Source organism: Streptomyces sp. NPDC048504 (assembly GCF_043200035.1).
GTDB lineage: Bacteria > Actinomycetota > Actinomycetes > Streptomycetales > Streptomycetaceae > Streptomyces.
This window is the reverse complement of the sequence record NZ_JBICXA010000004.1, coordinates 349670-363249: the sequence shown is the minus strand read 5'-3', so window position 1 is coordinate 363249 and position 13580 is coordinate 349670. Positions and strand designations below refer to the sequence as shown.

Annotated in this window: 13 protein-coding genes and 1 pseudogene; 9 read left to right on the top strand and 5 right to left on the bottom strand. The window is 69.7% G+C overall.

Going from position 1 to position 13580, the window contains the following annotated elements; genetic code table 11:
- Positions 1 to 158 precede the first annotated feature (158 nt).
- Both ACGFY9_RS12540 and ACGFY9_RS12535 read left to right on the top strand, forming a co-directional pair.
- Positions 159 to 1022: a phosphatidylinositol-specific phospholipase C/glycerophosphodiester phosphodiesterase family protein gene (locus tag ACGFY9_RS12540; RefSeq protein WP_393753697.1), complete on the top strand. Its 864-nt coding sequence runs from the start codon at positions 159 to 161 to the stop codon at positions 1020 to 1022.
- Positions 1023 to 1162: 140 nt separating this feature from the next.
- Positions 1163 to 1357, top strand: coding sequence for a hypothetical protein (locus ACGFY9_RS12535; protein WP_026150825.1), 195 nt, complete (start codon positions 1163 to 1165; stop codon positions 1355 to 1357).
- A 50-nt stretch (positions 1358 to 1407) separates the two neighbouring features.
- Here ACGFY9_RS12535 and ACGFY9_RS12530 read toward each other — a convergent pair whose 3' ends face one another.
- The 4 genes from ACGFY9_RS12530 to ACGFY9_RS12515 all read right to left on the bottom strand — a co-directional run bounded on the left by ACGFY9_RS12530 (position 1408) and on the right by ACGFY9_RS12515 (position 6965).
- Positions 1408 to 2559 (bottom strand): phosphodiester glycosidase family protein, encoded by a 1152-nt coding sequence (locus tag ACGFY9_RS12530; protein WP_393753696.1) that lies wholly within the window; start codon positions 2557 to 2559, stop codon positions 1408 to 1410.
- Positions 2560 to 2721: 162 nt separating this feature from the next.
- Positions 2722 to 3081, bottom strand: coding sequence for a DUF779 domain-containing protein (locus ACGFY9_RS12525; RefSeq protein ID WP_365307281.1), 360 nt, complete (start codon positions 3079 to 3081; stop codon positions 2722 to 2724).
- A gap of 108 nt (positions 3082 to 3189) precedes the next feature.
- The gene (locus tag ACGFY9_RS12520) at positions 3190 to 6243 is read right to left on the bottom strand and encodes an FtsX-like permease family protein (protein ID WP_393753695.1); all 3054 of its coding nucleotides are present in this window, start codon (positions 6241 to 6243) and stop codon (positions 3190 to 3192) included.
- Complete coding sequence (locus ACGFY9_RS12515) at positions 6240 to 6965, bottom strand: ABC transporter ATP-binding protein (RefSeq protein WP_393753694.1); 726 nt, start codon at positions 6963 to 6965, stop codon at positions 6240 to 6242. Before ACGFY9_RS12515 ends, ACGFY9_RS12520 begins: the two co-directional genes overlap by 4 nt.
- A gap of 200 nt (positions 6966 to 7165) precedes the next feature.
- Between ACGFY9_RS12515 and ACGFY9_RS12510 the strand changes: the two genes are divergently transcribed.
- The 7 genes and pseudogenes from ACGFY9_RS12510 to ACGFY9_RS12480 all read left to right on the top strand — a co-directional run bounded on the left by ACGFY9_RS12510 (position 7166) and on the right by ACGFY9_RS12480 (position 12966).
- Positions 7166 to 8470, top strand: a complete 1305-nt coding sequence (locus ACGFY9_RS12510) for a sensor histidine kinase (protein WP_393753693.1) — start codon at positions 7166 to 7168, stop codon at positions 8468 to 8470.
- The gene (locus ACGFY9_RS12505; protein WP_393753692.1) at positions 8467 to 9174 is read left to right on the top strand and encodes a response regulator; all 708 of its coding nucleotides are present in this window, start codon (positions 8467 to 8469) and stop codon (positions 9172 to 9174) included. Before ACGFY9_RS12510 ends, ACGFY9_RS12505 begins: the two co-directional genes overlap by 4 nt.
- A 71-nt stretch (positions 9175 to 9245) precedes the next feature.
- Complete coding sequence (locus tag ACGFY9_RS12500) at positions 9246 to 9896, top strand: TetR/AcrR family transcriptional regulator (RefSeq protein ID WP_393753884.1); 651 nt, start codon at positions 9246 to 9248, stop codon at positions 9894 to 9896.
- A gap of 66 nt (positions 9897 to 9962) precedes the next feature.
- On the top strand, positions 9963 to 11072 hold the full coding sequence (locus ACGFY9_RS12495) for a hypothetical protein (protein WP_393753691.1): 1110 nt from the start codon (positions 9963 to 9965) through the stop codon (positions 11070 to 11072).
- Between the two features lie 62 nt (positions 11073 to 11134).
- The gene (locus tag ACGFY9_RS12490) at positions 11135 to 11635 is read left to right on the top strand and encodes a DUF5624 domain-containing protein (RefSeq protein WP_393753690.1); all 501 of its coding nucleotides are present in this window, start codon (positions 11135 to 11137) and stop codon (positions 11633 to 11635) included.
- A 98-nt stretch (positions 11636 to 11733) separates the two neighbouring features.
- A pseudogene (locus ACGFY9_RS12485) lies at positions 11734 to 12362 on the top strand (TetR/AcrR family transcriptional regulator).
- A gap of 97 nt (positions 12363 to 12459) precedes the next feature.
- Positions 12460 to 12966, top strand: coding sequence for a hypothetical protein (locus ACGFY9_RS12480; protein ID WP_393753689.1), 507 nt, complete (start codon positions 12460 to 12462; stop codon positions 12964 to 12966).
- An 88-nt stretch (positions 12967 to 13054) separates the two neighbouring features.
- Here ACGFY9_RS12480 and ACGFY9_RS12475 read toward each other — a convergent pair whose 3' ends face one another.
- Positions 13055 to 13549 carry a peptidylprolyl isomerase gene (locus ACGFY9_RS12475; RefSeq protein ID WP_393753688.1) on the bottom strand — a complete coding sequence of 165 codons (495 nt, stop codon included), beginning with the start codon at positions 13547 to 13549 and terminating at the stop codon, positions 13055 to 13057.
- Positions 13550 to 13580 lie beyond the last annotated feature (31 nt).

Genomic DNA, 13580 nt, shown 5'->3' with positions numbered 1-13580 from the left:
AAGCCCGTCCCACCTGGGGCGGGCTTTTCCGTGCGCCCCCGCCGAAGGAGTGAACAAGCGAGGGCAGTCCGGCCAACTCCTGGCATGTACAGGTTCGTTGGCGTGCTCACAGCCTCATACTCCCTGTGGTTCGAACCCGCCCCACAGGGAGGAACACCATGGCCCTCATCACCCGTCGCAGAGCCCTCACCGCGCTCGGCGCCACCGTCGCGGCAGTCCTCGCGCCGCCCGCCGGCAGCGCGTTCGCCGGCGAACAAGGATACCGCAAGCGGCCGTTGTGGCGCGCCCACGCCCACAACGACTACGAGCATCCGCGGCCGCTCTTCGACGCCCTCGACCACCGTTTCGGCAGCGTCGAGGCCGACATCTTCCTCGTCGGCGACCAGCTCCTCATCGGGCACGACGCCTCCGAACTCGACCCGAGCCGCACCCTCGAATCCCTCTACCTGGACCCCCTCTCCGCCCTCGTGAAGGCCAATCACGGCTCGGTGTACCGGGGTTGGCGCCATCCGCTGCAACTCCTGATCGACATCAAGACCGAGGGCTCCTCGACGTACCTCGAACTCGACCGCCATCTCCAGCGCTACAAGCACCTGTTCACCACCTACGCCCACGGACGCGTCCACCAGGGCGCGGTCACCAACGTCATCTCCGGCGACCGCGCGGCCCGCATCCCGATGGAGGCGCAGACCGTGCGCCGCGCCTTCTACGACGGCCGGCTCACCGACCTCGGCACCTCGGCGCCCGCCTCCTTCATCTCGCTCATCAGCGACAACTGGCAGACCAACTTCACCTGGCTCGGCGCCGGGACCTTCCCCGACGCCGAACGGGAGAAGCTGCGCTCGATCGTCGCGCAGGCGCACGCCCACGGGCAGACCGTGCGGTTCTGGAACACCCCGGACGTGGCGGGCCCCGCTCGTGACGCACTGTGGGACGAACTGTTCGCCGCCGGTGTGGACTTCCTCAACACCGACGACCTGGCCGGGCTGGAGGCGTTCCTGGACGCGCGCCGCACGGCGTGATGACACGTGTGGTGACACCACACGGACGGTCACCACACGTTCGGGGGACACGTCAGTAGCCCGGACGAACCCTCCGCTACGCCACACTTGCGGCCGAACGCCGTGAACCAGACATGGCGGCGTGGCGGAGGAGGGTGACGATGGCCATTTCCATCTCTGTGGTGCTGCTGCTCCTGATCCTTGCGGTGATCTTCATGCGCAGCGGCGGGCTGAAGCTATCCCATGCGCTGGTCTGCGCACTGCTCGGGTTCTTCATGGCGAGCACCAGCATGGCGCCCACGATCCACAGTGGCCTGACGGCCACCGCGGATCTGGTGAGCGGTCTGCATCCGTGAGGTCAGCCGGTCGGCCAGTTGAGTGACCAGGTGATTGATCAGCTGGTCGATCAGTTGGTCGAGAAGACCCCGACGCCGTTCGGTACGGGACGCTCGGCGCCGCCGCTGGGATGGTTCCGTACCGTGACGGCGCTCGCGCCGGGTGCGCGGGCGACCAGGGTCGTCGAGCCGCCGCCGTCCAGACTGAAGGCGTCGACCGAGCCCAACTCCCGCATCTGCGTGGCGACTTCGGCGATCGTCAGACCGCTGCGGTAGGCGACCGCGCCGTCCGTCGCGAACAGCAGCAGACGGTGGCCGCCGTTCGCGATCCCCACGGCGGTGCGGACGGCCGAGGTCGTGTTGTCGAGACCGGCCAGCGGCTGACCGTCGCGCAGGACGGGGTAGCCGCCGAGGGCGAAGCGGTACGGAACCCCGGACCGCGACGCCACGAGACGGTGCTGCACCTGGACCCGCTCACCGTTGTACAGCTTCCGCAGTTGCTGCGCGCCCGCCTCACGGCCGACGAGAACGGTGGTGCCCGCGGTGATGGCACCGCTGCCGGGGGTGTTGGATGCCGACACGACCCGGCCCCCACGCACGGTCACCTCGTAGGTGTCGGCACTACAGGCGCCGGCCCGGTTCGTGTTCGTGCCACATGTGGCACGCACCCGGGAGACACTGCCCCACTGTGTGGTGAACGCACCGATGGAGTTCTCCGGCAGCGCGTACTGATTGAACCCGCCGAGCGTCAGTCGCCCGTCCTGGGTGCGGACCGACCCGCTGAGAGCGAGGCTGTCCAGCCGGGCCACCCGGTCGACCCCCACGCCGAGCACGTTCCGGGTGTTCGTGCCGGGCGGGAGCGCGGGCCCGAAGCGCTGGCCGTCCGGTACCGCGGCCTTCAGAGCGATGCCGCTCGCGATGGCGGGTCCGTCGGTGGAGTCGGTGGCCTCGACACCCGGGTGCTGGGTCTCGGTGATGTTGAAGAAGTCACCGTTGACGCCCGCGACGGCGCCCGCCGAGTCGGCCAGCTGGGAGACGGGCTCCCGGGCCGCCACCTTGCCCGGGTACAGCAGGTTGACCCGGACATGGGTGTCGCGCAGGTCCACGACGACCACATGGGCGTGGGTCACACCCTTGGCCGCCGTGATGTCGAACTGCCGGTAGGTGACGCCGGGCGCGAGCTGTGTGGTGCTCGGCACGGCGCCGGCCGGTGCGGCCCCCACCAGAGCCGCACCGGCCAGCGCGCCGAATGCCGTGAGATGTGTGAGTACGGATCTGCCTGCTCTTAAACGTTTTTGACGGTGCGTCACAGGATCCCCTGATGTCTCGTCAGCTCTCTCAAGTCTCAGGGGAAGTGCATCAGATGAGGATGACCGGCGGGGCTGCTAGGCGCCGACTACACGGGAACGGGTGAGAAAACGCACCCCCTCGGGTGCTTCCAACGAGAAACCGCTGCCGCGCCCTGCTACGACGTCCACGATCAGCCGCGTATGGCTCCACACCTCGTTCTGACTGCGCGAGATCCAGAAGGTCACGGGCTCCGGTACACCCTCGACAACCAGCTCGGCGAGCAGCACGTCCGAGCCGCCGGTGCGGAACTCGCCCTCCGGGTAGCACATGGGCGCGCTGCCGTCGCAGCAGCCGCCGGACTGGTGGAACATCAACGGGCCGTGCTGTGCGTGGAGTTGGCGCAGCAGGTCGGCTGCGGCGGGGGTGAGTTCGACGCGCGGGGTGTTGTCGTCCATGTCAGCCGTCCCAGGAGCCGGATGCGGATCGTCGACCCAGGGCATCACACCCAAGGTTGCGAGAGGGTTGCGTGCCTGTGGGGCGTAGCTGTTCGGCACTACTCGCCTCTACTCGGCTCGGAGTGCGGTGGCCGTGCGGATGCGTGCGGCCCAGCCGGCCGGTAGCAGAGAGCCGAGTACGGCGACGGCGACACCGGCGAGTCCGAGCAGGACCAGGTCCTGGGTGTCGTAGACATCGATGACGGAGTGGGGCAGCCGTAGGCCCGCCGCGTGGCCCATGGCGGGGATCACCGCGCCGTGCACGGCCAGGCCCAGCGGGACACCGAGGGCGCCGCCGGCCAGCCCGGGCAGGACGACCGAGGTGACGACCATCGTGACGGTCTGCCGGGGTGTCATGCCGAGCGCCTTGTGGATGCCCAGGTCGTGGACGCGCTCATGGGTGTCGAGGACGACCCCGCCCAGCACACCGAGCCCGGCGACGCACACCAGCATCAGCGTGAGCAGCGCGGTGAGCGAGTCGAGGACGGTGACGGTGTCGCTGCCGTTCGAGGACTTGGTGGTGCTCGCGGTGACCCCCAGGGGCTTCAACTCGGCGTTGAGCGCGGTGAGATACGCGTGGGCGTCCGTGCCGGATTTCAGATCGACGTACTGGGTGGGGGAGTTGAGGTCGGGTGCGGCGGGCCTGAGCGTGGCGGCGTCGGTGAGGACGGTCCTGCCGTCGTGGCCGGTGTCGAACACTTCGCCGACGATCCGGACCCCAACTGGCTTGCCCCGCACGGTGAGTGTGACGGTGTCGCCGACTTTCGCTCCGGTGGTGGTGAGGACGGTGCTGGGCACGACGGCCTCGCCCGCGCGGGTGAACCACCGCCCGCTGACCATGCTGAACCCACCCCAGGAGGCGTCACCGTCGAACGCGGTCACGGTGACGGGTCCGCTCATCCCCGAGACGGTCGCTTCTGTGGTGGCGCTGGCGTAGTGGGCGCGGGTGCCGGGTTGGGCGGCGATCGCGGCGGTGATCGAGGCGACGGTGGCGGGATCGGCGGCGGCCGGCGGCCCCTGTCGGACCGGCTTGCCGGGCCCGACCGCTGCACTGACGGTGACGTCGGCGGCATTGTGGTTCTTGGACGCGATCACCTCGCCCAACGACGAGGACAGGCCGGTGGCGAAGGTGACGGCCGCGACACCGAACAACACCGCGACGACCATCGCGACGGTACGCGCAGGCCGCGCGAACGGCCGCGCCAGCCCCAGCCCCACGGCCCGCGACACCGGCAGCCGGGCGGCGAGTTGGGCCGCCCGACGCCCGGGGCTTGTGACCGGGGTGCGCTCGATCGGCTGCTGGTCTTGGCCTGCGGCCGGGGTGTGAGCGTCCGCCCGCTGATCGTGGCCTGCGGCCAGGAAGTGTTCCGGTACCCCTCGACTCGGGTTTGCTGCTGGGGTGGGCCCCGGCGTCTGCGGGTCGTGGTCTGTAGCCGAGGTGCGTCCGGCTGCGGGGCTGCCTTGACCTGTGGCTGGGGTGTGTCCGGGTGTTCGCCGGCCCTGGCCCGGTGCCGGAGTGCGTTTGTCCGTCCGCTGGTTCTGGTCCTCTGCCACGACGGGTCCGGCCGCCGATCGGAACAGGCTCGCCGCTGGGGTGCGCTCTTGCGTCTGCCGGTCTTGGCTTGTTGCCAGGGTCCCCTCACCGGTCCGCCGGCCCTGGGCCGCTGTCCAGATACGTCCGGTTGCCCACCGGCCTCGGCCTCCTGCCGGAGTGCGTCCGGCCGTCCGCCGGTCCTGGTCAACTGCCGGGGCACCCCCGGCCCTTCGCCGGTCGCGGCACCCTTCCGCAGTGCGCGCGGGCGCCCGCCGGCCTTGACCAACTGCCGGAGTATGCCCTGCCATCCGGTGGCCGTGGTTCGCAGTGAGGGTGTGCCTGGCTGTCCATCGGCCTCGGCTTGCCGCTGAAGTGCGCCCTGTCCGCCGCCGGTTCCGGCTCGCCGCCAGGATGTGCCTCGATTTCCACCAACCCCGTCCCGCCCCCGGCGTGCGTCCAACCGCCAGCGCGTCCACCGTACGTAGCCGGCCCGCGCGCCAGGCGCTCGCGCACGCGGTGAGTGTGACCAGGCCCAACACCCCGCCGATCACGGCGACATCGACCCACAGCTCGATTCCGAGCCCGGCCGTGCCGTAGGCGTCCGCGGTGTCGGAGAGGACAGGGGTGGCGAGCAGGTGACCGGCGGCCGTACCGAGAGCCGCCCCGATCGCAGCCGGGATCAGGGCCTGTCCCGCGCACGCTCGTACGACCTGGCCCGGTGTGCAGCCGACGGCCTTGAGGATGCCGATGCGGCGTTGGCTTGTCGCGACCGCGCCGGCGACCACGTTGCCCACGATCAGTACCGACATGACCAGGCCCAGCACCCCGAAGGCGACCAGGAACGGTACGAACAGCGCGGTCTCCCGTGTGGCGACCTTCTTCACGCCGAGCCAGGACTGTGCCCCCGTCAGCGACTTCGCGGGTACCGCCGCGGTGACTGCCGCGCGGTCTCTCGTCATCTGGGCCGCGGTGTCGGCGTGGACGAAGCGATAGAGCATCTGGTAGCCGGCGACCTTGCCGGACGGGGTCAACTCGGCTACCTGCGACGGCAGTACCCATGCGTCGGCCGTCCGGCTGACCGAGCGCGCCACTCCTACCACAGTCAGCGTCGGACTGCCGGGCAGGTCCGGGAACTCCAGTTTCTGGCCGAGCCGACCCTCGGGTCCGGTGTCCGCCGACAGGACGATCTCGCCGGAGCTTTTGACCCAACGGCCCCTGGTCATCGTCAACTTGTCGATCCCGCCGCCGGGTGTCGAGCGGCCCGCCACCGAGAGCGGCGCTCCCCTGTACCCGTCGAACCCCGGCGTGACGGTCGTGGTCGGGAACGGGCCGGACGTCGCGGCGACCCCGAACGGCCATGAGGAATCCGCCAGTTGAGCGGCCGTAGCCCTCCGCGCGTCGAACTGTGCCGTCAACTGCGCCCCGTTCTGCCGGTCGAAGGCCTTCTCGAACGGTGCCTCGGACGACACGAGCAGCGCACCGCCGAGGACGGACGCGGTCACGGCGAGCATCGTGGCCAGCCCGATCACCAGTGTCTGCACCCGGCGACGGGCCATGCCCGAGCGGATCACCCGGCCCAGCGCGCTCATCGGACGGGCTCCGACTCCGCGACGGGGGCGGCGGCGTCGGACGTGATGCGGCCGTCGACGAGCCGGATCGTGCGTCGCGTGCACGATCGCGCCAGCTCCGTGTCGTGTGTGACGACGACGATCGTCTGGCCGTCGGCGTTCAACTCCCTCAGCAGGCGGCTGACGTCCTCGCCGGACGCGGAGTCCAGCGCGCCGGTCGGTTCGTCGGCGAGGAGGAGCGGGGGACGGTTCATCAACGCCCTTGCCACGGCGATCCGTTGGCGTTCGCCGCCGGACAGCCGGTTCGGACAGGCGCCGGCGTGCCGGGCGATGCCGAGTGACTCCAGCAGTTCGGCCGCCCTGTTCTGCGACTCACGTCGCCCGAGGCCCGCCAGCCGTGCGGGCAGCGCCACGTTGTCGGCGACCGACAGATCGTCCAGCAGATGGAAGAACTGGAAGACCATCCCGACCTTCGCCCGCCGGAAACGCGCCGCCCCGGCCTCGCCCAGCCGGTCCACCCGGACCCCGTCCACGGTGACCGAGCCGGAGTCCGGCCGGTCCAGACCGGCGATGAGGTTCAGCAGGGTCGACTTGCCGCTGCCCGACGGCCCGAGGACCGCGACGGCCTCACCGGCCCGCACGCTCAGCGACGCGTCCTCCAACGCGGGCGGCCCCCCGCCGTAGCGGCGGCTCACATCGAGGAGTTCGATGAGTGGTGGCTGTAGTGGCAGTGGTGTTGGCATCGGCGTGGTGGCCCTTCTCGGATCGGGTGCCACGACGTTAGGAAGCCGACCGTCATCGGCGCGCCGGTCGCCCGGACCAATTCCCGTACCGCACTGGGGTGATGGCCCACGAGGTCATCCTTGAGATGTAGCCGACGGATGTACGCGGCCCGTCCGTCGGAGGGATTCCGGGCGCCGTCGGCACCCGCGAGAATGGGCCGGTGACAGTGGGAGAGGAAGTCCCGGCTCGACCAGTTCCGGTTCGGCCGTCTCCGGATCGGCTGGTCCCGGTCCGGCTGCGCCGAGCGGCCGGCGCGCTGCTGCGCCCCGGTGGTCAACTACCGCGCCCCACAGGGCAACAGCGGCTGGTCGACGCCGCGCTCGCGCTCGTTCTCACCTTCGTGTCGGTCCAGTACGCGTGGGGCGACGGCTACGACGAGGCCCACCGGCACCGCATGACCGACCTGGTCATTCTGGTGTTCCTGGCCTCGGCGTCGCTCGCGTGGCGACGCCGTTACCCCCTCGCCGTCCTCTGGCTCGTGACGGTCGCGACGGCACTGACCCCGGACGACGTCGCCCGGCTCACCTTCTACGCCTGCGTCATCGCCGCCTACAGCGCCGCGGCCTACAGCCCCCACCGCCTGCCTACCCTGGCGAGCCTCGCCGCGGCGGTCGCCGTCATCAGCAGATCGGGTCAAGTCGGCCCGGCCGACCCGTACTTCTACGTCGCCCCGACCGTGCCCACCCAGTACGTGCCCCTGTTCATCTCGGTGCCGATCGTCGTGGCCGCCATCGGACTGCGCACCTGGAAAATCCGGGCCGCCGAGACCCGCACCCGGCTCACCGCGGTGGAGAGCGCCCGGGCCGAGGAGCTGCGTCGGGCCGTAGAACACGAACGGGCCCGGATCGCCCGGGAGTTGCACGACGTCGTCACGCACAACGTCAGCGTGATGGTCATCCAGGCCGGCGCCGCCCGCACGATCATGGGCAAGTCCCCGGAGCGGGCCCGCGAGGCACTCCTCGCCGTCGAGGCGGGCGGCCGGGCGGCGATGGGGGAGCTGCGCGGCGTGATGGGCCTGCTCACCATGGAACTGGGCCAGGAATCCGACGAGTTGGAGAGCCTGGACCTGGATCCGCAACCGGGTCTCGACCGGCTGGAGGCGCTGATCGGCCGCATGCGCGGCACCGGCGTGCCGGTCGAACTCACCGTCTCCGGAGCGCCCCGTCCCCTCCCCGCCGGCATCGAACTCGCCGCCTACCGAGTCGTCCAGGAAGCCCTGACCAACACCGTCAAACACGCGTCCGGCGCCGACGTGAGCGTCCAAGTGTCGTACGGCGACGGCGAATTGCACGTCGAGGTCACCGACACCGGCGGCAGGCCCGGCCCCGCCGCGGCCACCGGCAACGGCCGCGGCCTGATCGGCCTGCGCGAACGCCTCGCCGTCTACGGCGGCACCCTGCGCACCGGCCCCCGCCCGCTCGGCGGCTACCGCGTGCGAGCCCTGATCCCTCTGGAGGACCTGTGAACCGCGCCCCGCGCGTCGTGGTCGCCGACGACCAGGCCCTCGTACGGACCGGCTTCCGGCTGATCCTCGACGCCCACGGCATCGAGGTGGTCGCCGAGGCGACCGACGGCGCCGAAGCCGTCGACGCGGTCCGGCGCACCCGGCCCGACGTGGTACTGATGGACATCCGCATGCCGGACATGGACGGCCTGGAGGCAACACGGCGCATTCTCAAGGAGGTTGGTGACGCGGACGCGCCGCGCGTGGTCATGCTGACCACGTTCGACCTCGACCACTACGTCTACGCGGCGCTGGCCGCCGGAGCCAGCGGCTTCCTCCTCAAGGACGTCACCCCGGAACACCTCGTCGCCGCCGTCCGCACGGTCCGCGCCGGCGATGCCCTGCTCGCCCCCGCCATCACGCGCCGCCTGGTCGAGCGGTTCGCCCGCCGGGCCCCGGAAACGGCCTCCCTCCACCGCGACCTGGCCGCGCTCACGCCCCGCGAGCTGGACGTCCTGCGCCTGCTCGCCCAAGGCCTGAGCAACGCCGAACTGGCCACCGGGCTCCACCTCTCCGAGGCCACGGTCAAAACCCACGTCTCCCACATCCTCGCCAAGCTCTCCCTGCGCGACCGGGCCCAGGCCGTCGTCGTCGCGTACGAGACGGGACTCGTCAGTCCGGGGGCACCGCGCGAGGACGCCACCGGCGGCGAGGTACCGGCGTAATACCTGCGTAGCGCCAGGTCCTGCCCGGATTCCGCTTCGGTTGACCAGTACAGGGGCGTAACTGAAACTGAATTCAGATTTACTTTTTTGATGACGCGATCGTCGGAGGTCCCACGCCCGCTACCGCCACGTCCAAGGGCGAGCGCTCCGCGGCCGAGCTCAAGGCCGCCGCCCTGCGGGTGATAGCGCGCCAGGGCTACCTGTCGACGAAGATCGGCGACATCACCGCCGAGGCGGGCAAGTCGGCCGGGATCTTCTACCGGTACTTCACCGACAAGGACGACCTGCTCCGCTCGACAGCGGACGACTTCGCCGCCGCCCTGCGTGAGCGCGTGGTCGAGCAGTCCGGGGAAGGGCGTGCCCTCGACGGGATCGACGACATCCGCGGGCACGTGCGCGTCTACTGGGACATCTACTGCGACCACCGCGCGGAGATGACCGCCATATACGAGGCCTCCCTGGTCAGCGCGGAGTTCTCCGCACACTGGGAGGGAATGCGGGCACGGCACGTCACTATCTGGACCGCACATGTGGCGGAAGCACGTCGGCTCGCCGCTCCGGATGTGGACGCGCGACTGACCGCGCTCGCGGTCGTGGCCATGATCGAGCGCTTCTGCCAGCTCGTGGCTCCTCCGGAGAGCGAGGCGGAGGGCGACGCGGCGGTCGAGGCACTGACCCGGCTCGCGGCACACGGCCTGCTCCAGCCCGACCCGCCGCGCTGACCGAGTCGCCGCCCGCCCCCGCCGCCGTACACCGAACCGCTGCCGTACACCGAATCGAGGAGCCACATGTCCGCCACCCACACTCCCCGCCTGACGGAGGTGGCCGCACTACCCACATCGGGCGCGCGTGCAGTGGAGCCCTTCGAGCTCGACGGCATGCAGCTGCTGGCGATCCCGCAACTCGCCTACGACATCCCGGGGACCCCGGCCGGCATGAACGGCGGGGACAGTGACACCGACCTGCTCCTGCTGCGCCGGGCCGAGGGCACCGACACGTACGAGCCCTTCCAGACCCTGCCGGCACCCGGCGGCGAGGACGCGGAGTTCTTCCGGATCGGCGAGCGCGCCTTCCTGGCCGTCGCCGACATCCGCTCGGGCAGGGGACCGTACGAATACACCACCGACTCCACGGTCTTCGAGTGGGACGGAACCCAATTCACGCCCTTCCAGCGCATCTTGGGCTTCGCGGCCAAGCAGTGGCGCCATTTCGCCATCGGCGAGCGGCACTTCCTCGCCCTGGCGCAGGGCGTTACCGTCCCGGGCCACGAGCGGGAGAACCAGCCCTCCCGCATCTACAGCTGGGACGGAACCCGCTTCGCCGCGCTGCAGGACGTCGACGCGCTCTGGGGCTACAACTGGCACGCCTTCGAACTCGGCGGCGAGCACTTCCTCGCCTACGCCGACCATGTGCGCCCCTCGGTGCTGCTGCGCTGGAACGGCGAGAAGTTCGAGCACGTCCAGGACCTCGCTCCCCAACACGGCCGCGCCTTCGCCCACTTCACCGACCCGCAGGGCGAGACCTATCTCCTGGTCGCCTGCCTGGCGAGCCCCTCGCGGCTGCTGCGCTGGGACGGGGAGCGCTTCGTCGAACACCAGGTGCTGGACGGGCTCGGTGCGCGCGAGTTCGCCGTCCTCGACACCGAGCACGGGCTGTACGTCGTACGCGTCAACTTCATCCTCGGTACCCAGGCCGAGCCCGTCACCGCGCTGGACTCCGAGCTCTACCGGTTCGCGGACGGACGCCTCACGGCCGTGCAGTCCTTCCCGACCACAGGCGCCACCGACGCCGCCGTGCTCCGCGGCCACGACGGCGCCCTGCTTGTCGCCGTCAGCAACAGCCTCACCGCCGACGTCCGCTTCGCCGCCCGGACTGTTCCGTACCGCTTCGACCAGTAGCCGTCAGCCAGATCCACACCATTTGAAGACATGGTCCACCCCTTTGAAGAAGGGATCCGCCGATGCCGTCCCACCAAAGCCCCGAACTCGTCGACCTGTTCACGACCTACACCGCCGGGCCCGGCAGCATCGGCTCGCATCTGCCCCGGGCCGCCGTCGAGCACGGCAGCGCCGATCCGCTGATCGTGGCCACCAGCGCCGACTTCGCCCTCTATCCCGGTGACGGCCGGCCGCCCACCGTCGAGGGCTTCCGCTTCTCCACCCGCGGCTTCAAGGAACTGGCCGGTGTCTCGCACCTCGGCCCCGCTGTTGCCACCCTGGTCCAACTCCGCGAGAAGCACGCCGACTTCGGCTGGCGCGCCGAGGCCGAGCGGCTGCTGCGTGAGGTCGAGCGCTCCCGCGCCGCCAACAGTGCCGAGTTGTGGCGCGAGACCATCGCGGTGGAGGCGTACCGGGGCCGTGAGCAGGCGATCGCCGACATGGTCGACCTTCCCGACCGCAGAGGAAGCGACACCATGCCCGAACCCACCACCCCGCGCCCGCGCGGGACCTTGCACGGCTGACGGCTTCCGGAGCCTCGTCGGCGGAGGCTTTGACGGCTCTTCACGGTCGAGGATGTAGTCGTGGTCGGAACCCGCCGGTCTCAATCAGGCTTCTGGCGATGCAGTTGGTGAGGTCGCGGAACCCGGGTGCTGAGCCGCTGATCGTGACGGGCGCGACCGTACTCTTTCTCCAGTTGGGCTACGACCGGACGTCGCTGGCGCGGATCGCAGAGTGCTCGGGCGTCTCGCGGGCCACCTTGTTCAAGCAGTTTCCGAGCAAAGCCGCCCTGTTCGACGCCATCGTGACCGGGTCCTGGTCGACCGCCGACGAGGAGGATCCTCCGCCGGCAGGCAACGTCGTCGACAGGCTCGGCGTCATCGGTCGCCGTTACGCCGAGCTGCTGGGCCGCGCCCGGATGACCGACCTGTTCAGGATCGTCATCGCCGAGCTGCCGCGGTTCCCTGAGCTGGCCCATGCGCAGTTCTCGCACGGGAAGATGCCCTACTTCGAGTCCGTCGCCGCTACCTCCTGGCCGAGCACGAGGCGGGAACGGTGCGGGTCGAGGACGTGGACCTCGCAGCCACCCAGTTCCTGGGCATGATCTCCAACTACGTCTTCTGGCCGACACTCCTGGTGCCGGGCTGGGAGGTGAGCGCCGAACGCGTCGCTCAGGTGGTCGACGAGGCCGTCCGCACCACGGCCGCCCGGTACGCGGCGACTGGACCAGGGGCGTCCACCAACGACTGAGTCCCGTCGCCATCAAAGCGGATGTCTTGGCGGAACCGAAACCGAGTCATTGCTCAGACCGGTGACAACCCGATTTCACGCTCCATACGCTTTGGCGATGAAGAGAGAAGTCCTGTCGCGCAGGGACGGGCCGGTCCTTGGGCGGCGGTCGTGGCCCGTCTTCAGCTGGGGTTGTGTCATTGCGCTCGGGATCATGTATGCCTGGGGATTTCGAGTCAATGCGGGTCGTGGAGATCCGGGCGGTCTGTGGCTTGTCGCGGCAGTGATGTGCGCTACGGCTGCGATCATCCGGCAACTGGGAACCTGCGCGATGGTATTGAGGCGGGAAATACTCGTCGTTCTCAACCCGATCGGTTCCCAAGAGGTGAGCTACGACGAGATCCGCCAGGTCGCGGCGTTGCGGGGTGGAAGTCTCAAGATATTTACGCTTCGCGATGAATTGCTTTACCCTGTGGGTTTTTCCGGCTCCCTTGCGGATTACCTGTTCCACACGTCGGAGAAAGCTGCCGACGCCATCAGGGAACGGTTGCCTCGGGTTGCGCGGCTTGTTCGGAAATCGGTACTCGCCGCAATCGTAGGGGGAGTGGTCGAGGCGGTGGATTAGCCTGCCTGCCTGGATATGACGCGGGCCCCGAGGACGAAGCGTCGTCCTCGGGGCCCGCGTATGGAAGTGCGCTGTTCCTGCGTCCGGGTCAGCCCTCGACGACGCCGGAAGCGGCGATCTCGATCTTGGCCTTCGTGGCGCCCGACTGCGAGCCCAGGGACTCGATCTTGTCGATGATCTCCGTGCCCTCGACGGCCTCGCCGAAGACGACGTGCTTGCCGTCGAGCCACGAGGTGACGACGGTGGTGACGAAGAACTGCGAGCCGTTGGTGTTGCGGCCGGCGTTCGCCATCGACAGCAGGTACGGGCGGTCGTGCTTCAGGTCGAAGTTCTCGTCCGCGAACTTCTCACCGTAGATGCTCTTGCCACCGGTGCCGTTGTGGTTGGTGAAGTCACCGCCCTGCAGCATGAACTGCGGGATGACGCGGTGGAAGCCCGAACCGGCGTAGCCGTAACCGTTCTGCCCGGTGGCCAGCTCGCGGAAGTTGCGGGCGGTCTTCGGGACGACATCGTCGAAGAGGTTGAAGACGATGCGGCCGGCCGGGGCGCCGTCGATGGTGATGTCGAAGTAGACGTTGCTCATGGTCAATTCTGTCACTTTCGGTGTGTTGCAC